Source organism: Streptomyces sp. NPDC004667, from assembly GCF_040609475.1.
Lineage (GTDB): Bacteria > Actinomycetota > Actinomycetes > Streptomycetales > Streptomycetaceae > Streptomyces.
Genome location: NZ_JBEXKC010000044.1, coordinates 50,042 through 68,538, shown reverse-complemented (window position 1 = coordinate 68,538; position 18,497 = coordinate 50,042). Strand labels below are relative to the sequence as shown.

Annotated in this window: 18 protein-coding genes and 1 tRNA gene; 6 read left to right on the top strand and 13 right to left on the bottom strand. The window is 72.8% G+C overall.

The genetic code is table 11. The annotated features are described in order from the left end of the window. Window positions 1-169: 169 nt before the first annotated feature. The 4 genes from ABZW32_RS23830 (at window position 170) to ABZW32_RS23815 (ending at window position 3,872) form a co-directional block, all read left to right on the top strand. Window positions 170-655 carry a hypothetical protein gene (locus ABZW32_RS23830; protein ID WP_356218968.1) on the top strand — a complete coding sequence of 162 codons (486 nt, stop codon included), beginning with the start codon at window positions 170-172 and terminating at the stop codon, window positions 653-655. 112 nt (window positions 656-767) lie between these two features. Next, on the top strand, window positions 768-1,979 hold the full coding sequence (locus ABZW32_RS23825) for a DNA polymerase III subunit delta' (protein ID WP_356218979.1): 1,212 nt from the start codon (window positions 768-770) through the stop codon (window positions 1,977-1,979). Between the two features lie 175 nt (window positions 1,980-2,154). Further along, the gene (locus tag ABZW32_RS23820) at window positions 2,155-3,690 is read left to right on the top strand and encodes an alpha/beta hydrolase (protein WP_356218966.1); all 1,536 of its coding nucleotides are present in this window, start codon (window positions 2,155-2,157) and stop codon (window positions 3,688-3,690) included. A 105-nt stretch (window positions 3,691-3,795) separates the two neighbouring features. Then, window positions 3,796-3,872: transfer RNA gene (locus ABZW32_RS23815), tRNA-Thr, on the top strand. A 121-nt stretch (window positions 3,873-3,993) separates the two neighbouring features. Here ABZW32_RS23815 and ABZW32_RS23810 read toward each other — a convergent pair. The 11 genes from ABZW32_RS23810 to ABZW32_RS23760 all read right to left on the bottom strand — a co-directional run bounded on the left by ABZW32_RS23810 (window position 3,994) and on the right by ABZW32_RS23760 (window position 14,765). Next, window positions 3,994-4,884, bottom strand: coding sequence for a hypothetical protein (locus ABZW32_RS23810; RefSeq protein WP_356218963.1), 891 nt, complete (start codon window positions 4,882-4,884; stop codon window positions 3,994-3,996). After that, on the bottom strand, window positions 4,874-5,503 hold the full coding sequence (locus tag ABZW32_RS23805; protein ID WP_356218960.1) for a flavoprotein: 630 nt from the start codon (window positions 5,501-5,503) through the stop codon (window positions 4,874-4,876). The genes ABZW32_RS23810 and ABZW32_RS23805 overlap by 11 nt, the downstream gene beginning before the upstream one ends. Continuing rightward, window positions 5,500-6,822: a pitrilysin family protein gene (locus tag ABZW32_RS23800; RefSeq protein WP_356218958.1), complete on the bottom strand. Its 1,323-nt coding sequence runs from the start codon at window positions 6,820-6,822 to the stop codon at window positions 5,500-5,502. The genes ABZW32_RS23805 and ABZW32_RS23800 overlap by 4 nt, the downstream gene beginning before the upstream one ends. Continuing rightward, the gene (locus ABZW32_RS23795) at window positions 6,819-8,108 is read right to left on the bottom strand and encodes a pitrilysin family protein (RefSeq protein ID WP_356218955.1); all 1,290 of its coding nucleotides are present in this window, start codon (window positions 8,106-8,108) and stop codon (window positions 6,819-6,821) included. The genes ABZW32_RS23800 and ABZW32_RS23795 overlap by 4 nt, the downstream gene beginning before the upstream one ends. An 83-nt stretch (window positions 8,109-8,191) precedes the next feature. Next, window positions 8,192-8,341 carry an LxmA leader domain family RiPP gene (locus ABZW32_RS23790; protein WP_266839938.1) on the bottom strand — a complete coding sequence of 50 codons (150 nt, stop codon included), beginning with the start codon at window positions 8,339-8,341 and terminating at the stop codon, window positions 8,192-8,194. 178 nt (window positions 8,342-8,519) lie between these two features. After that, a complete protein-coding gene (locus tag ABZW32_RS23785; RefSeq protein ID WP_356218952.1) occupies window positions 8,520-9,422 on the bottom strand; it encodes a T3SS effector HopA1 family protein in 903 nt (300 codons plus the stop codon). Between the two features lies 1 nt (window position 9,423). Further along, window positions 9,424-10,512, bottom strand: coding sequence for a class V lanthionine synthetase subunit LxmK (gene lxmK / locus ABZW32_RS23780; RefSeq protein WP_356218949.1), 1,089 nt, complete (start codon window positions 10,510-10,512; stop codon window positions 9,424-9,426). Continuing rightward, the gene (locus ABZW32_RS23775; protein ID WP_356218946.1) at window positions 10,509-12,230 is read right to left on the bottom strand and encodes a hypothetical protein; all 1,722 of its coding nucleotides are present in this window, start codon (window positions 12,228-12,230) and stop codon (window positions 10,509-10,511) included. The genes lxmK and ABZW32_RS23775 overlap by 4 nt, the downstream gene beginning before the upstream one ends. After that, window positions 12,230-12,910: an ABC transporter ATP-binding protein gene (locus ABZW32_RS23770; protein ID WP_356218943.1), complete on the bottom strand. Its 681-nt coding sequence runs from the start codon at window positions 12,908-12,910 to the stop codon at window positions 12,230-12,232. Before ABZW32_RS23770 ends, ABZW32_RS23775 begins: the two co-directional genes overlap by 1 nt. Window positions 12,911-12,919: 9 nt before the next feature. Next, a complete protein-coding gene (locus tag ABZW32_RS23765; protein ID WP_356218940.1) occupies window positions 12,920-13,663 on the bottom strand; it encodes a class I SAM-dependent methyltransferase in 744 nt (247 codons plus the stop codon). A 91-nt stretch (window positions 13,664-13,754) separates the two neighbouring features. Further along, a complete protein-coding gene (locus tag ABZW32_RS23760; protein WP_356218937.1) occupies window positions 13,755-14,765 on the bottom strand; it encodes a transposase in 1,011 nt (336 codons plus the stop codon). A 288-nt stretch (window positions 14,766-15,053) separates the two neighbouring features. Between ABZW32_RS23760 and ABZW32_RS23755 the strand changes: the two genes are divergently transcribed. Then, complete coding sequence (locus ABZW32_RS23755) at window positions 15,054-15,641, top strand: TetR/AcrR family transcriptional regulator (protein ID WP_356218934.1); 588 nt, start codon at window positions 15,054-15,056, stop codon at window positions 15,639-15,641. Here the strand turns inward: ABZW32_RS23755 and ABZW32_RS23750 are convergent. Continuing rightward, on the bottom strand, window positions 15,638-16,588 hold the full coding sequence (locus tag ABZW32_RS23750; RefSeq protein ID WP_356218976.1) for an NAD-dependent epimerase/dehydratase family protein: 951 nt from the start codon (window positions 16,586-16,588) through the stop codon (window positions 15,638-15,640). The genes ABZW32_RS23755 and ABZW32_RS23750 overlap by 4 nt on opposite strands. Before the next feature lie 14 nt (window positions 16,589-16,602). Beyond that, the gene (locus ABZW32_RS23745) at window positions 16,603-17,232 is read right to left on the bottom strand and encodes a ScbR family autoregulator-binding transcription factor (RefSeq protein WP_356218931.1); all 630 of its coding nucleotides are present in this window, start codon (window positions 17,230-17,232) and stop codon (window positions 16,603-16,605) included. 116 nt (window positions 17,233-17,348) lie between these two features. Here ABZW32_RS23745 and ABZW32_RS23740 point away from each other — a divergent pair, with 116 nt between their 5' ends. After that, window positions 17,349-18,323, top strand: coding sequence for a ScbA/BarX family gamma-butyrolactone biosynthesis protein (locus tag ABZW32_RS23740; protein ID WP_356218928.1), 975 nt, complete (start codon window positions 17,349-17,351; stop codon window positions 18,321-18,323). Window positions 18,324-18,497 lie beyond the last annotated feature (174 nt).

Below are 18,497 nucleotides of genomic sequence, written 5' to 3'. Positions count from 1 at the left end.
GCGCCGGCGGGCGGAGGCCTCGGCCGCCGCGGCGGCGGCGGCTTCGGCGGCCGCGGCCGCTTCGTCGGCGTCCAGCGCCGCGTCCAGCGCTTCGTCCGCGTCCAGCGCTGCTTCCGCGTCCACCGCCGGGCAGGCGGACCCGGCCGCCGGCCGGGGACGGAAGGTCCCGATGCGCAAGGAGCCGCACCCGAACGACGCCGTCACCGTCGAGACCCCGCGGATCAAGCGGGCCCTGCGGCCCGACGACATCACCGAGACCGTCCCGGTCCCCAAGATCGACCCGGCGGCGGACGAGACGGCCGTGCTGCCGTCCGTACGCCCCGACGGGCCGGCGGGTGGTCCGGACGCCCGGGACGCGTCGGCGCGCACGGCGCCGCCGTCCGCCCCGGCCACCCGGCCGACGGTCCGCCACTCGCAGGAGAGCCCGGCCGACCGGGTGCCGCCCGGCATCTTCCGGGACTCCGGGAACGACGTGACCCGTGAGCTCCCGGTCGTCGGGGACGACGGCCGGCCGCGCCGGACCCCGTCCGACTGGGCCGAGGCCACTCCGATGGACGACCTGCCGACCCTGGCCGACGAGCTGCTGGGGCCGCGCCGGGACGAGGAGGACGGCGAGGACGGCCGACGCGGCGGGGGCGGCCCGCGCCGCCGCTGATCCGGGACTGTCGGTGGCGCACGCCACAATGTGATCGGGACGCGCGGGACAGCCCGGCGCGGGACGGCCGGGCGCGAGGGCGCGGGACGCAGAGGGAAAGGCGGTGGGCGGGATGCCCGTGTGGGACGACCTGGTGGGGCAGGAGCGCGTGCAGACGCAGCTGGCCGCCGCCGCGCGGGACGCGGACGCGCTCGTCACGGCCGCCTCGGACGGGACCCCGCCGCCGCCCGCGTCCAAGATGACCCACGCCTGGCTGTTCACCGGGCCGCCCGGCTCCGGGCGGGCCACCGCCGCCCGTGCCTTCGCGGCGGCGCTCCAGTGCGTCAGCCCCGACCGGGCGCTCGGCGGCGAACCCGGCTGCGGGTTCTGCGACGGCTGCCACACCACCATGGTCGGCACGCACGCCGATGTGGAGATCGTCCGCACCGACCTGCTGTCCATCGGCGTGAAGGAGACCCGGGACCTGGTGCGCCGGGCCCAGCTCTCCCCGGCCGTGGGGCGCTGGCAGGTCATCGTCCTGGAAGACGCCGACCGGCTCACCGAAGGCGCCGGGAACGTCCTGCTGAAGGCGGTGGAGGAGCCCGCTCCGCGGACGGTGTGGCTGCTGTGCGCGCCCTCGCTGGAGGACGTGCTGCCCACCATCCGCTCCCGCTGCCGGCACCTGACCCTGGGCACCCCCTCGGTCGCGGCCGTCGCCGACCTGCTGGTGCGCAGGGACGGGATCGAGCCCGCCGCCGCCGCCAACGCCGCCCGCGCGACCCAGGGCCACATCGACCGGGCCCGCCGGCTCGCCACCGACGAGTCCGCCCGGACGCGCAGGGCCACCGTGCTCAAGCTGCCGCTGCGGGTGGACGACGTGGGCGGCTGCCTCAAGGCGGCGCAGGAGCTGGTCGACGCCGCCGGCGAGGACGCCAAGCAGATGGCAGAGGAGGTCGACGTCAAGGAGACCGAGGAGCTGCGGGCCGCCCTCGGCGCCGGAGCGGGCGCGGGCGGGCGCATGCCCCGGGGCACGGCCGGGGTGATGAAGGAGCTCGAGGACCGCCAGAAGCGCCGCCGCACCCGTACCCAGCGCGACAGCCTCGACCTGGCACTGACCGAGCTCACGGGCTTCTACCGGGACGTCCTGGCCCTGCAGCTCGGCTCGAACCTGGCCATCGCCAACGAGGACGTACGGCCGGACCTCGACCGGGTCGCGCGGGCCTCGGGCCCCGAGCGCACCCTGCGGCGCATCGAGGCGATCATCGCCTGCCGGCAGGCCCTCGACCGGAACGTCGCCCCCCTCCTCGCGGTCGAGGCGATGACGATGGCCCTGCGCGCGGGCTGACCTCTCGCCCGCTCCCCGCTTCTCCCTTCACCCGTCCGAGGGATCCGGGGCCCCGGACGTGACGGGTCCGGCACGGGCGTGACGGCGGGTCCGCCCCGGTCGGCGGACGGCCGCCCGCCCCACGGCCGCCCCACGGGCGCCGACACGGACGGCGGGCAGCACGTAGGCTCGCCGCATGGACACCAGGCGTCTGCTGCGTACCACCGGAACCGTGATCGCAGCCGCCGGGCTGCTCCTCTCCGGCTGCACCTCCGGGGGCTCGGACGTGGCCTCGGCCTCGGCGGAGCCGACCGCGGTCCCGGCCGCGCTGCGCCCGTACTACGAGCAGAAGCTGACCTGGCGCGACTGCGGCGTCCCCGGCTTCCAGTGCTCCACCATGAAGGCGCCGCTGGACTACGCGAACCCCGGCTCCGGGCAGGACATCGACCTCGCCGTGGCGCGCCGCGCGGCCACGGGCCCGGGCAAGCGGCTCGGCTCCCTGGTGGTCAACCCGGGCGGGCCGGGCGGTTCGGGCATCGGATACCTCCAGGCGTACGCGGGCATCGGCTACCCGGCCGCCGTGCGCGCCCAGTACGACATGGTCTCCTTCGACCCGCGCGGGGTCGCCCGCAGCAGCCCCGTCGAGTGCCTGACCGGCCACGGCATGGACCGGTTCACCCAGGTGGACCAGACCCCGGACGACGCCGCGGAGCGCGCCGAGCTGGTGACCGCGTTCAAGGAGCTGGCGGCGGCCTGCCAGGCGCGCTCGGGGCGGATCCTGCCGCACGTCTCCACGGTGGAGGCCGCCCGCGACATGGACGTGCTGCGCGCGGTGCTGGGCGACGAGAAGCTGAACTACGTCGGGGCCTCGTACGGCACCTTCCTCGGGGCGACGTACGCCGACCTCTTCCCGGCCCGCGTCGGGAGGCTGGTCCTGGACGGTGCCATGGACCCCACGCGGCCCGCGCTGGAACTGAACCGCGACCAGACGGAGGGCTTCGAGACCGCCTTCCGCTCCTTCGCGAAGGACTGCGCCAAGCAGCCGGAATGCCCGCTGGGGCGGGGCAACCCCGACGCGGTGGGCCAGAACCTGAAGGACTTCTTCCGCAAGCTCGACGCCCAGCCGGTCCCCTCGGGCGACCCGAACCGCCCGCTCGGCGAGTCCCTCGCGACGACCGGCGTGATCGCGGCGCTGTACGACGAGAGCGCGTGGCCGCAGCTGCGCACGGCCCTCACCGACGCGATGAACGGCGACGGGTCCGGGCTGCTGGCCCTCGCCGACAGCTACTACGAACGCGACGCGGACGGCACGTACGCGAACCTGATGTCCGCCAACGCCGCCGTGAACTGCCTCGACCTGCCGCCGGCGTTCGACGGCCCGGAGGGCGTCCAGTCCGCACTGCCCTCCTTCGAGAAGGCCTCGCCGGTCTTCGGCGCGGGCCTGGCGTGGGCCTCGCTGAACTGCACGTACTGGCCGGTGAAGGCCACGGGCAAGGCGAGGCCGCTGACGGCGAAGGGGGCGGCTCCGATCGTGGTGGTCGGCACGACGCGCGACCCGGCGACCCCGTACAAGTGGGCCAAGGCCCTGGCCGGCCAGCTCGACTCGGGCACCCTGCTGACGTACGACGGCGACGGCCACACGGCGTACGGACGCGGCAGCGACTGCATCGACACCGCGATCAACCGCTACCTCCTGCAGGGCCAGCCCCCCGCCCCGGGCAAGCGCTGCTGACCCTCCCGACCGTCCCGGTACGGGGCACCCCGTTCGACCCTGTAGACTTGGCGCCGCTGCTGATGAGAGCGTCCCTCAGGGGAAATCTTCTTGTCTTACAGCGGTGCCGCCTTAGCTCAGTTGGCCAGAGCAACGCACTCGTAATGCGTAGGTCTCGGGTTCGAATCCCGAAGGCGGCTCCAGCGAAGCCCCAGGACTCACTCGCCGTGACCTGGGGCTTTTGCTTTTCTTCCGCCGGTACCGGACGACACGTTCGGGTCTCGCGTGGTACGGGCACCGGCACCCGGAGGGGTTCCGTCGTTCCTAGGCCGTCGGTTCCAGTGGTGAGAGGACGGTCCGGCCGTCGGCGTCGGTCAGGGCGGCCAGGGTGTCGGCGTAGTGGGTGACGCCTTCGCTCCAGCCGACGTTGCCGGCGAAGTCCAGCAGGTGTGCCATTCGGCGCAGGGTGGCGCTGCGGCGCAGGAGGGCGTCGTCCAGAGAGGGGCCGCGGGCCGTCCTGAAGGCTGCCGCCATGATCTTGAAGGGTGAGGCCGTCGAGTCACCCGGGAGGTTGCGGCCGGCCACGTCCGCCATCTCCGCGAGTTCGCCCAGCAGCCAGCCCGCGTCGTGTTCGGGCCTTCCGCGGGACAGGCTCTCGCCGGTGAGCAGTACCGCGTGACCGCCGTCCCGGGTGGGCACCGTGAGGCCCAGGGACGGTTCGCCGTGGAGCAGTACGTCCCCCGTGGCCCCGGGGGCGGCCGCGTGGCACCACTCGGCGAGGGTGTTCAGCCGCGTCGGGCCCATGCGGTCCGTGCAGAGTCGGTGGAGCCGTGCCGCTCCTTCGTCCTCGCTTCCCGCCCGGAGCCACCGGGTGAGGCGCGCGAGGGCGGGCGGCGGGCCCGCGGCGTCGAGGGGGCCGGTGTGTCCGTTGATGTCGCGCAGGGCGTGGCCGATGGCGTGCATGGCCGGGACCAGGGGGAACGTCACGAGAGCGGGTGGCCAGACGATGCGGGCCAGGGACTTGGCGCCGGGTGCCGTGTACGTGACCGTGTTCCCGGCGAACGTGGCCGCTGCCGTGTTCTTCGAGGAGACGATCGGCGTGGTCGTGGCGGTGGTCTCCGCCGACAGGTGCGTCCGGTGCCAGAGGAAGCGGCCGTCCTCGGTCGTGAAGATCCGGGTGCGCAGGTGTCTGGTGCCGTACTCGTCAACGAGCATGGGTGCCGTCCGTTGCCGTGAGGGCCGCACCCTTGCGCGCCAGTGCGCCGATCACCACGGGCAGGGGCGGCGGCACGGCGGCGTCGTCCCGTCCGGTCGTGATGCTGCGACCGGGGGTGGTGGGGACGACCACGACGTTGGGCCGGGTTCCGAGCGTTTTCAGGTGGTGCTGCAGGGTGATGTTCTCCTGGCCGCCCGGAGGCAGTGCCGGAGCCACCGCGATGGGGGCCCGGGTGCACTGCAGGGCGAGCATGGCCGGTGTGTCCGCCATGCCGGTGGCGAAGCGGGCGATGAAGTTCATGGTGGCCGGATAGACGATCACCGCGTCCGCCCACTGGGCCAGTTCGACGTGCAGCGCGGTGGCCGTGGCCTCCTCCGGCCACACGTCGAGCAGCACTTCGTTACCGCCGAGGGCGGCCAGGGCGGCCCGGCTGACGAAGCGTTCGGCGCTGCGCGTGACGACCGTCCGGGTCTCCAGGCGTGGATAGGCCGTCCGCAGCCATCCCGCCCAGGTGGGCAGATGGGCCACGTGGACGGCGCCCGTCCCTATGAGGAGCAGCCGTTCGGCGGTGAACTCCGGGGCGGGTACGCCGCCGGCGGGGACCTGCCGGTCGTTCATGTCTGGTCTCCTGGTGCCACGAATCCGAACGGGGCCAAGGACGGTCCCACCGCGGCCGGGTCCGCGAGGACGACTCCCGCCTGCGGGCCGGGGCCGAAGAAGTCACGACAGGCCGCGGCGACCTCGTCCGCGGTCACTTCCAGGAGCTGACGGGGGTACTCCTGGATCCAGTCGGTGCCCACGTTCCAGCAGCACAGGGAGGCGAGGAGGTTGGCCAGGTCCGACTGGGAGGCGGTGGCGGTCAGCAGCGAGCCCCTGAGGTACGTGCGGGCGTCGTCGATCTCCCGTCGCGTCGGCGGGAGATCGACGAGGTTCGTCAGCTCGGACAGGATCTCGGACACCACGAGGCCGGTGGATGCCGTCCCGCAGACCACGTCGGTCACCGTGGAAGGGGAGCCGAGCGTACGGTCGAACCGCGACAGCGCGTGATAGGCCAGGCCCCGCCGCTCGCGGATGTTCGTCACCAGCCGGGACGAGAAGTACCCGGCGAACACCGCGTTGGCCACGGCGAGGGCGGGGTACTGGGAGTGGGCGAAGGGCACGGAGCGGCAGGACAGGGCCACGTGCGACTGGGCGGCTCCGGGGCGCGGGACCAGCCGCATGCGATCGGCCGGCGCCGTCCCGGGCACGGGGGGTGCCGCGGCACCGGAGGGCATGGCGCAGAAGGTCCGAGCCACCGCGTCGGCCGTGGAGTCGGGGTCGATGTCCCCCACGACGATCACGCGGGCCTCGCGGAGCGACAGGCTCGTGCGGTGGGCCTCGTGCACGTCGTGTGCGGTGAGGGCCGACACCGTTTCGGCCGACGGCCATGCGTCGAAGACCGCCATGTCGCCGTACCGGGCCCGGTTGAGCTCGCGCACGGCGATGCGCTGGGGCTGGGTGCCCAGGATCGTCAGGGCCTGGGACAGCCGCTCGCGTTCCCGGGCGAGGCGGTCCTCCGGGAGGGTGGGCGCGGCCAGCCACGAGGCGAGCAGGGTGAGCATCCGGTCGAGTCCGGCGACGGGCACGTGTCCGACGACCGTCAGCCACTCCGCCATGCGCTGCGCGTGCGGCCGGCCGGTGGTGAAGGCCGAGTCCCAGGGAACGTCACGGCCGCCCAGCCGCACGGTCCCCGTGAAGGCCGTCGTCGTGAGCAGCTCGACGGCCACCGACCGCACCGGGTCACCGACCGACAGCGGAACGAGGACGCGGACCTCGACCAGTGGAGCGCCCTTCCTGGGCACCGCGAAGATCCGCAGTCCGGAGGGCAGGTGCCGTTCGATCACGCGGGGGAGGGCGAGGGGCTTCTCGGGATGGAGCGGAGGCAGGGGCCTCGTCACCGGGTACCTCCGGCATCGCGTGGGTGGACCAGGAGTGCGGCGGGCCTGCTGTCTGCCAGCCCGGCGGCCGCGTCGCGCACGGAGCCGACGTCCTGGGCCGTCAGGTGTCCGGTGAGGTCCATCGGCAGGGACGGCTCACCGTGGAGGAGGGAAGAGGCTCCGACCGCCCGCGCGAGGGCGAGGACGTTGTCGTGCTTGCGGTGCCAGCGCGCGATGGTCCCGCCGACCGCGGCGGCCACTTCGCGGTCGGTCGGTCCCGCCCCCGCGAGGTCCTCCAGCGCCGCCTCGATCACGTCGGAGACCGCCCGGTGTTCGGACGAGGGGTGGCGGGCCGTGACGACGAAGGTGTCGGGATCCCGGGCGTCGAACGGTCCGAAGAACCCGCACTGGGCCGTGGCGGTCGTGAGGTCGACGCCGCGGGCGAGCGCTCGCTGCTGCAGGCGCCCGGACGAGCCGCTCAGCAGGGCGGCCAGGGCGATGTGGCCGAGGTAGCGGTCGCGCTCGGTGCCGGGATCGGGCAGCCGGTAGCCGACGGCCGTGGCCGGCAGAGGGGCCTGCGGGTCGGTGTAGCCGCCGCTGCGGGGTGCGGACGGCCATGGCTCCGACAGGTCCTGCGGGGCCGCCGTCAGCCGTGCCGCGATGTCGCCGAAATGCCTGGTCACCCATTCCAGCGTCAGTTCCGGATCGATGTCTCCGACCACAGTGAGCACGGCGTTGGACGGCGTGTAGTAGCCGTCGAAGAAGGCGGCGCACTCCTCCAGCGTGGCATGGTCGAGGTCGATGAAATCGCCGTAGCCGTTGTGGGCGTTGGAGAATTTCCGATAGAGCACCGAAGGGAGATTGGTCCAGGGGAATCCGCCATAAGGGCGATCGTGGACGTTCATTTTTATTTCTTCCTTGACCACCGCCACCTGGGTGTCAAGGGAATTCTGGGTGAGTCGCAGCGTCCGCATTCGATCCGCCTCAAGGAACAAAAGTCGTTCGAGGGCCGATGCGGGAGCGATCTGGTAATACTCCGTGTAATCCTGGCGCGTGGATCCATTGGCCGTTCCGCCTGAGCTCTGCACGATGGTGAAGTGCTCGGACCGTCCGACGTTCTCGCTCCCCTGGAACATCAGGTGTTCGAAGAGGTGGGCGAATCCGCTGCGCCCTTCCGGCTCGGACCGGAATCCCACGTCGTAGTGCACGCACACGGCCGCCAGTGGGGCCGTGCCCCGTCGGCAGAGCACGACGCGCAGGCCGTTGGGCAGTGTGGAGCAGGAGGGGGGTGCGAATTCCTCCGGCATGACGTGGCAACTTTCTCTTCTGGCCGGGGCCCGGGCGCTGTCCGACGGACGCGCCCGGGCCACTGGCCGATCGGCGCTGAAGGTCAGCAGCCCCAGCCGACGGTGATCGTGATGCAGATCTCCGACGAGGTCACCGTGGTGGTGATGGCCGGCGCGTCGGTGGCCTCGGAAGCGGCGAGCTCCTCCGGGGTGGTGTAAGCGGCGTAACCGGCGATGAGTTCCATGGAGTCCATTTGGATTCCCCCTGAGTAAAGGTTTTGATCGGCGGTTTCCCGAGTGGGTCACCGCCGCTCTGACGTTTCTCAGTAGATCACCTTCCGGAGTGCCGGTGATCAATCTGTGGGCCGCGTCACGGAGTTCGGGCGCTACTTAGGAAGGTTGAGTGGGGCCAGGGGGTCAAGGCGATGCTACTTAGGGAAGTCGGGGAGAATCCGCATTCCGGTAGAGCGCCTCGTGGTCGATATTTGCGGCGGCCAGTTGCTCCCGCAGGCAATCGCCCAGGGGGCGGCCGTGGCCGTCGGCGTGCTCCAGCAATGCGTCGGCAATGGCGGCGGCGCGGTGCTGGCCGAAACTCATTCCCCGCATGCCCGGCCTCGTGTCCTCGGGCTCCCAGGCAACAGCGATTCCGGGTGCCAGCTCCCTGGCGAAGGAAGAGGTGGGAGCAGCCGGGTGGGACGTGGTGGGACGCGGCACCGCGTCCGCCACCACGGAGGCGGCGTGCCAGGCGTCCTCGCCCAGATAGACCACCAGGCCGTCCCGGCGTGGGAACAGCCGGCGCGACGAGGTCACCTTGGCCCGGTAGGGGACCCCGTCGCGTTCCAGCGCGCGCAGCACCTCGCCCCAGGTCCGGACGGCCTCTTCGGGGGTGCGTACGTGTACGTACACCCTGAGCAGCGGGCGCAGGGACGAATGCCCCCGGGAACCGTCGACGAGGAAGAAGCCCGGCGAGAGACCGGGACGCCGGGCGGGCATCCTCACCCTGGTCCCCACGACGTCCGGCTCGGGCACGCGAACGCGTACGCCGTCGACCAGGACGAGACCGTCGCCGTCGAGGCGGGCGGTGGCCATCGTCGTGTCGTGCGGTGTGGCCGTGCCCAGGCGTTCCTCCAGCCACGGGTCCCGATAGGTCCGGGGCCGCTCCTCGGTGAAGGCGTTGCCCACGTGGAACGTCTCGTAGAGCGCGGTGATCAGTTTCTGGCGGAGCTGACCGGCCGTGTCGGCCGTGACGGCGCGTTCGCCCACGTGGGCGCTGTGGTTGCCGGGGTGCACGCGCACGTCCGACAGGAGTGCCGCCAGGTCGGGGAAGTCGTCCATCTCAAGCCTCCAGGCCGAGGACGGTGGTGAACTTTTCGGGGTGCAGCACGGCGGAGCGCCCGATTCCGGCCGCCGCCCGGTCGAGGGCGGTGAGCCGTGGGCGCTGTTCCGCGGACGCGAACATCCGGTCGATGAGGTGCCAGCCGGCGAAGGCCGTCGCCCTGACGGGCAGGCCGGGGTCGGTGACCGCGGTCGAGGCCCGGTAACCCTCCCAGAAGGCGACGTTGCGCGTCCGTAGCCTGTTGAGCTCGGCCACGCCGCGTTCAACGATGTCCTGATGGGAGAGCCGGGGGCTCGGGCCGCTCAGTTCCGCGTCCTTCGCCGGGATGTCGAGCACGGCGCGGTGCAGCCATTCACCGATGAAGGAGCCGACGTCCCGGGCGGGATCCGCCCTGCGGAACTCCTCCCAGTCGCACAGGTGGAGCCGTCCGCCGTGCAGCAGGAACTGGTCCAGGCGCAGGTCACCGTGGACGGGGACCGCCTGCGCCGCCGCCTCCGCGGAGCGCAGGCGGCGCAGCGCGAGGGTGAGCTCGGTGTCGCGTTGCAGCATCCCCCAGGCTTCCAGCGAGGCACCGCTCGCCTGCGTGTGGTACGCCAGGGGGAGCGATTCGAAGAACTCCAGCGGGGGGAGGAGTATCGGGTCCGGTTCCGTCCCGCCGGCCGCTTCCGCGGGAAGGGCGTCCGGTGCGACGGCGTGTAGTGCACCGACCATTTCCCCCGCACGGTGGGCGAGTTCGTCGTCGAACTCTTCGGCGGTCGCCAGGTCGGACCCGGAACGGGCACCGTCGAGCCATTCGAAGACGATCAGCAGCTCTTCCTCGTCCCAGCCGAGGCACTTCGGTGAGGTCAGCGGCCGCTCACCCGCGACGGCCGTTTCCTCGTAGGCGCGTTGCCGGCGGAAACGGCGGGCCGCGTCCGGTTGCCGCGCGTCCAGCTGTTTGACGAAGACGGCGCTTCCGGTGGTGGTCGGACCCGCCGCGCTCCGGTTGCGGCCCATGGGTGTTTCGGCCTGTCCGGGCAGCAGTTGGCCGAGCCCGAGCCGCACCAGGAGGCCCTGTACGGCGGGTGATGTCGCAAGATCGTCGATCATTTGAGCCTCGTGAGGAGGTAGGCGCGCAGTCTTCTGCCCGCGTGTCGATGGGGCCGCTCGGGCAGTGCCCCGTGCAGCCGGTGGGCCGTGCTCCGGGCCCACCACATGCCCGCCGCGCCCACCGCGAGCAGCCAGAGGACGTGTCCGGCGCCGAGCTGGTGATGGCGCTGGACCGTGACGAGCACCGGTGCCGACAGCACGCTCGCGGCCAGTGGTCCGCGCGCGTACCAGAGCCCCGTCTGGAGCACGGCGGTGTTGCCCATGGGGGTGTCAGCGCCGATCAGCAGATGGCCGGGGACCGCGCCGCGGTACGAGCTCACCAGCGCGGCCCCCACCATGGCGGGGACCGCCGCCAGGAGCAAGGCACCGCCCGGTGTCCACCAGCCGGTGAGCCCGGCCACGGCGTTGCCCGCGCCGAGCCAGGCGAGCAGCAGGACGCCGGGGACGCACGCGTGCCACAGCGCGAGCGCCCGGAACGCGTAGGGGAGGTTGGCGGAGCGGCGGGTGTCGTCGCTGTCGATGCGGGCCGGCTCCGTCAGCTGCGCGGCCGCGAGGTACTCCGCGACGAGGGCGGCGGCGCACAGGGCGACCTGCCCGTCCGGCCCCGCGTGGGGGGCGGCGGTGCCCAGGGCCAGTGCCGCGGTGCCCCAGAGGGCCGCCCACAGCAGCCGGCCCGGGGCCCGTAGCAGCCCCGTGGCGTCGCGCCAGGGCACGAGCAGCCATCTGCTGCGGGGTACGGGCAGGCGCAGTGCGGGCCCGGACCGCTGTCCCCGCGGGCCGCGGGCTGCGGAGCGGGCCTGGCGCAGGTCGAGGGAGTAGACCGACGCGGCGACCCGGGACGCGACGGTGGCTCGGTTGCGCAGGGCCTCCGTGGGAATGTTCGGCGCATCGCGGCGGGCGAGCAGCAAAGCGGTGAGCGTGAACGCCGCGGACAGGACCGTCCCGGGGATCCAGCCCGGTGTGGGGTGCCCCGCCACCGTGACGAGCGGCTGGGCCGCCCACCCCCAGGGGCCGGACCACAACACCAGGGAGCCGCAGAGTTCGTTCGGGACGCGCAGGACCGCGAACGCGCAGAGCGCGAGCGAGCCCGCCGCCAGCGTCCAGGCGACCGCGCGGATCCGGGAACCGTGACGGGTGACGGCGCGGTCGAAGCGTTCGACGAGCAGCCCGGCGGCCACCGCCGTCAGTGCCGTCGCCGTGCCGGCCCATGCGCCCGCCGCCGTCGCCGGCAGCCAGGCGGCGGAGCCCGCGAGCGACAGCAGGTAGCCCAGCAGCCCGCCGCCGACGAGCCCCACCACGGCCGCCACGCGTGCGGACGCGTAGAACCGGGGCAGCAGGAGCGGCCCGCGCAGGACGGGCAGGGGCAACAGCCACGAGACGGTCGGCAGGTCCACCAGCACCGGGCCCCGCCAGACGGCACTGCGGGCGACGAGGAGCGTCACCAGCGCCAGCAGTGCCGGCACGGTCACCGGGAGGCCGGCCAGCAGGTGGTCGGAGGCAGTGCCGTGCCAGCCCCCCCGTCGCCCGGACCTGGCGGCGGCGACCAGGAGCGGCACTCCCCAGAAGACCGCCGCCAAGGCGACGCAGTACAGCACGAAGGCGTTGCTCCTGCGCTTGCTCCGGCGCGTCGAGGCGCGGGCTTCGTACAGGAACGCCAGTGTTTCGTCCGTGCGCCGGTGCAGGTCGGACCGGTCGGCGCGGTCGGCGCGGTCGGACATCACCGGTCCCCCCCGACCGGTGCCACGTCGGCCCGTCCGTCCTCCAGCGTGACCACGTGGTCGGCCACGGCCGAGGCCAGCACGGAGTCATGGGTGGCGAGCAGGATCGCCGCCCCCTGCCTCTTGTGCGCCGAGAGCCGCTCCGCCAGTTCCACGCGCGCCCGCGAGTCCAGCCGCTGCTCGGGCTCGTCCAGCACCAGCAGGTCGTGCGGCCGGACGAAGGCCGAGGCGAGGAGCAGGGACTGCGTCTGCCCCGACGAGAGCGCCGAAGGCCGTGACCGGGCGTGGTCGGCCAACCGGTGTTCGGCCAGGACCCGGTCGACCGCGGAGTCGGCGCGGCGGCCGAGTCCGTGGCCGACGGCGACCAGCATCAGGTGTTCACGTACCGTCAGATCCGGATAGTTCGAGCCGGCTTCCATCACGGTGGCCACTCGGGCGCGGGTGCGGGGCGAGTCCTCGTGCAGGGGTTCGCCGTCGAAGAGGACCTCGCCCGAGGTGGGCTGCTCGCGGCCGCAGGCCATGCGAAGGAGGGTCGACTTCCCCGATCCGTTGTCCCCCACCAGTACGGTGCACTCCGCCGACGCCAGCCCCATGGTGACCGCGCGCAGCACGCTCCGGTCCCCGTAGCTCCGGCTGACGTCCGTCAGCCGGAGCAGGGTGCGATTCCGAGTCGCCTTCATGTTCAACGCCTACTTCGGGTCTTCGATGGCCTCGTACACGGAGACGTGACGGTGGCTGTTCGCGTCGAAGGCCTCTTCCCGCCAGCCACCCCGGCGCTCCACCAGCCGCAGGCCGGCGATGCGCGCCATGAGGTCGATCTCCGTGGGCCAGGCGTAGCGGATGACCTCCTGGGTCGGGCGCGGCACCCCGCCGTCGACGACGGTGTGGATGACGAGGATCAGCTGCCGGTCACGCATGACGTGCGTGCTGTCGATCATCACCGAGGTGGGGGAGAGGTAGCGGGTACTGGTCTTCTCGCCCTCCTGCTGGTGGAAGGCGCGCGGTTCGAACGCCTCGATGACCACGCGTCCGCCGGGCGCCAGCTGCTCGCGCATCCGCTGCATGCACTGGACCTGAGCCTCGGCCGAGGTGGGTGCGAAGAAGGTGTTGAGGGCGATGAACACCAGGTCGAACTGCTCACCGGTGCCGCCGGTGGTGAAGTCCGCGGCCGTGGCGGTGACCCGTCCGTGGGGGTCGCGCGCCGCGAGCTTCTCCAGCATCTGCTCGGAACCGTCGATGCCGTGCACCGTCAGCCCGCGCTCCGCGAGCGGTATCGCTATCCGGCCGTTGCCCACGCCGAGTTCCAGGACGCGGCCGCCCTCCGGGGCCAGCTCGGCGAGGAAGTCGACGGCGTCCGAGATGTCCGGCGACGCCGGGGGGTACATCAGGTCGTACACGTCGGCGAGGGCGTCGTACGTGGTGGGAGATCCCATGGTTTCCTCTTTCGGAAGGGGTGTGGTCGACGGCGTTTCGTGGCGCCGGGCAGCGCGAGTGCCGGACGGGCGCCGGGCCGTCGTGTGTGGTCTATGCCGCCGCGGGCAGGGCGGCGAGGTGGTACGGAAGGTCCGCCGTGGGCTGCCGGCCGTACGCGTACGCGGCCGAGACGAGCGTCATGTGGTGGTGCCAGCCCGGAAACGACCGGCCCTCGAAGTCGCCGAGCCCGAGATCGCTCTCCATGTACCGCACGGCCTCCTGCGCGAGTCTCAGCGTCCTTGTCAGCGCGAGCAGTTCCTCGGTCCGACGGTGCGCCATGTTGGTCAGCCAGGTCCGGTCCGCCGGCCGCCCCGGACGGGTCCGGGTGGTGAAGGCGCGGTACGAGGGCTGCCCCTGGTCCGCGTGCACCGGCCCCGACATCGCCGTCGCGGCGCGTGCGAAGGCCAGGTGCCCGGGGACCGCCACCACGAAGTCGTGGCCGCGCAGGGCGAGGCCCCGGACGAACGCCTCCGCGCCGGCGTGCGAGGACACGTCGGCCACGACCGGCACCGCGGGCAGCCGGGTGTGCGTGGCCAGCGCGTCCACGAGGCCGAGGGCCTGCACCTCGGCGGGCCGGTGGGCGACGCCGTCCGGGATGCGGACCCGACGGCGCCGGGCGGGATCCCCCGTCCAGCACTCGGGCAGGTACAACGCCCAGTCGACGGGCAGCGCTTCGCGGTCCCCGGCCAGGAACAGTCCGGTGCCGACCTGCCCGTTGACGGACCGTCCGTCGATCGGGCTGAAGCGGCGGTGCACCCCGCAGGAGTGGTCGCCGCGCTTGCGCAGGACCACGTCGTCGAGCACCCAGGCGCGGGGAGCCGTGCGCTCCTCGGCCCAACGGGCCAACTCCCGGCGGACCGGTTCCCAGTCCCATGGACTGGCGTTGACGAACTGGTGAAGTGACTGAAAGGCCGTTTCCCGGTCCGATACCGCTGCGGCGAGCCGCCGCACGGTCTTCTTGCCGGATGTGCCGAGCAGCCCGCGCAGGTAAACCTCGGCCCATCGACGCTGGTCGGTCCGGCGCAGGCTGCCGAAGGTGGCCTCGGCGAACACTGAGATCATGCAAAAAGAATAGCGAACGTTCTGTTTTTTTCTAGGGCTGCTCTAGGGTGGTGGACTACTTCGGCAAGTCGTGCGGTGAACCGCCCATTGATGCTCGGTCAGCCGTTCCGAAGGCTCCGGATACGTGGAGAAACCGGTGCGTTTTAGGCAACTAGGCCTTGTCTGATGGGCGTGGTGTTCCGCACGCTGGCCCCCACGGGCGTCGCAGAAGGTGCCCACCCCAGCGCACGACACCCACGCACGACATCCACGCGCGATCCGTCCGGGTGTGGCGACATCGGAGAGAGCATGGTGCAGCAGGAGAGGGCAGTCCGGACGCGCGGTACCGCCGTACTGGCAGCCGCTTCGGAGTTCTACCGCGCCGGATACGGCGGGACGTCCCTGAAGGCGATCAGCAAGGCCGCGGGCATCTCCATGGGCGCGGTCACCTTCCACTTCGACAGCAAGGCCGAACTCGCCGAAGCCGTCGCCGAGGAGGGGTGCGCGGCGGTACGTTCGGCGCTCGACGAGGCGGCCGACCGCCGCCGCGGAAAGGCCCTGGTCGACCTCGGCAACGTGATGCTGGAGCTGGCCCGTCTGCTGAGGGACGACGTCACCGTACGCGCGACCGCCCACCTCGCCCGGGAGCTGCCCGACATAGAGGACTGGACTTCCCTGTGGCACCCCGTCGTGGCGGGGCTGGCCCGCGAGGCCTACGACAAGGGCGAACTGCACGCCGCCGCCGACCCGGCGGGCGTCGCGGCGCTCGTCGCGCACCTGATCTGGGGGGCCGAGGCGACGCTGCGCAGCGCGTGTCCGGACGGGCCGGGCGGGGCGGTGGACCAGCTGGAGGGCATCTGGCTCCTCGTCCTCGACGGGATCGGCGCCGAGCGCTAGCGGAGAGGCCCGGGCCGGCCCAGCGCCCCCCGGTACCAGGGAGCCGCCGACGCCAGGCGCGCCACCGGACCCGGACCCGGAGGGCAGTGCGCCACGCGCCACACCTCGTCGCTGCGGTACCAGTGGTCCCGCGCCAGCAGGGAGAACTGCCGCTCGCTCACGGTCCCCGGTGTGGCTCGCAGCAGGCTCACGCACTCGTCCCACGCCAGGTCGGTGTCCACGGACGGCAACACGCCCAGCTCCGCCAGCTCCGCCAGCACCTCGCCGGTGCGCACGGGCGAGGGATGGCCGGCATGGAACACCCGCCCGGTCGCCCCGCCGTTCCCGGGGAGGGAGGGCAGGACGGCGAGCGCTGCGACGAGCCGGGCCAGGTCGGTGACGTCCACGGCGGAGAGCAGGCCCCGGCCGCCGTCCCACCGCGCGGGCACCCGGTCCACGAGTTCGGCGAGGGCGGGAACCACCCACCGGTCCCCGGTGCCCATCACCAGTCCCGGCCGCAGCACGGTCGCGCCCGCTGCCAGCGCGTGCGCCTCTCCGGCCAGCCGGGTCCGGCTGGTCGCCGACACGGGGGCCGGTACCAGCTCGCCGACGGCGGCACCCCGGTGCGGCCCGGGGCCGTACACCGCCGCCGTGGACAGGTGGACCACCCGCCCGGTACCGGCCCGGACGGCCTCGGCCATCAGGGCCGCCGTACCGCGGACGTTGACCGTCTCGCACAGGGCCTCGTCCGGGCTGACCACGCCGGCCAGGTGCAGCAGCACGTCCGCGCCCTCGCACGTGCCGGCCAGGGACCCGGGCCGCGCGAGGTCCGCCGGGACCCACTCCGTGGCGCCGCCCGCACCGGTCCCGGGCGCCCGCCGCCCGACGGCGCGGACGGACACGTCCCCTCGGCGGCCGAGCTCCCCGAGAACCGCCGCCCCGATGAAGCCTGTCGCACCCGTGAGCACCACCCGCAGCGGGTTCACGGGGTCCCGGGCCGGCGGGGCTCGGGCGTGGCGCGCAGTTGGGCCAGTGTCCGCGGGGTGGCGATGCACGGCAGGAGGTACTTCCAGAGCGCGGCGATCCGCTGCGGGAGATCCGTACGCCCCGTCGCGATCTGCGAGAACAGCTGCGTCCCGCTGTACGCGCCGACCAGTACCTGGGCGAACTCCCGCTCGTCGACGCCGGGCAGCAGCTCGCCCCGTTCGCGGGCCACGAGGAGCAGGCCGTGGAACTGCTCCACCCACTGCTGGTACGCGGTGTCGTCCTGGAGGCCGAACTCCCCCTGCTCGACGGCGAGACGCACACCGGCCCGGAAGAGGACGTTCTCCTGGAGCTCCCGGCCCACGTGGAAGGTGATGTCGATCAGCCGCTGGAGCCCGTCCTCACCCGGCGGGAGCTGGACGTAGTCCCGCTGGGCCAGCATGACGCAACGGGCGAGGTCCTGCTTCGACTTGAAGTGGAAGTACATGCCGCCCTGGGTGACGCCGGCCCGCCCCATGATCATGCTGATGCTGGCGCCGTGGAACCCGAGCTCGTCGAACGTCTCGGCGGCGGCGCGCAGGATCGCCTCCCGGGTCTTCAACGCACGGTCCTGCTTCAACCCCGCCATGGATCACACCGCCGGCACTCGACAAACAAAACGAACATTCTCTATTTTACAGAGGGGCCTCCGTCGACCGTCAGCTCGGGGGCCGCACACGCACGAAAGTGCACGCAAGGGGGAACATGCTCGTCACCGCCCATGGGCCGAAATCCGCCGGAGCACCGGTCCTGACCACCACCGTGCCCCGGGAATACGTCCACCGCGCCGCCCTCTCCGAGGTATTCCTCACGGGTTGGCAGCGCACCGGCGCCCACGCCTTCACCATCACGGCCCAGTGGCCGCGCAGCCACAGCTTCTACACCGCCACGGCGGGGCTGCACGATCCGCTGATGCTGTGCGAGACCGTGCGCCAGACCTTTCCGCTGCTGCTCCACACCGCGTACGGAACCCCGCTCGGCCACCAGCTGAGCTGGTCGCGGTTCAGCTACGCCCTCAATCCGCACGCGCTGCAGGTCGAGCGCACCCCCGCCGAGCTGGAACTGCGGGTCACCGGCACCGAGTTCGTAGAACGCCGGGGCATCCCGGCCGCGGTCTCCCTCGACATCGCAGTCTTGCGTGACGGCACGCAGATCGCCGTTGCCGACAGCCGGTTCGGCTGCATCGCACCCGCGGTCTACCGACGCGTCCGCGCGGACCGCGCGGACCTCCCGCGGGTGTTCGCCGCGGTCCCCGATCCGATCGCCCCGCTCGACCCCGCGACGGTGGGCCGGGACAACGCCCGCGACGTCGTGCTCGGCCGCTCGGACATCCCGGGCCGCTGGCCCCTGCGCGTGGACGCCACCCACCCCGTCCTCTTCGACCACCCCGTCGACCACGTTCCCGGCATGCTCCTGCTGGAGGCCGCACGGCAGGCTGCCCACGCCGTGTACCCCTCGGGGGGAACGGTGCTGCCCACCTCGATGGACATCACCTTCCACCGCTACGTCGAATTCGACTCCCCCTGCTGGATCGAGGTCCGTCCCCACCCCTCCCCCGGAGTGGCCCCCGGGGCGTTCCGGATCGATGCCGTCCAGGGCGGGGAGGTCGCCTTCACCGCGGAGGTCACCGTCGTGCCGCCCCCGTCTCGGACGCGCCCGGCGGCAGCACCGTCCGTCTGACGCCGGCTTCGGGACGTCCGGCTCCCCCAGGGGGCCGGACGTTTCGGCGGCGGCTCCTGCCAAGCCCCAGGTCACCCACCACGACCTGGGGCTTTCGCCTTGTCCGGCCGTGGCCGCCGTCCGTGGGCCGCGGGGAGCCGCTCCGGGGCGTTGCCGGACGGTGTGCGGTGTCGG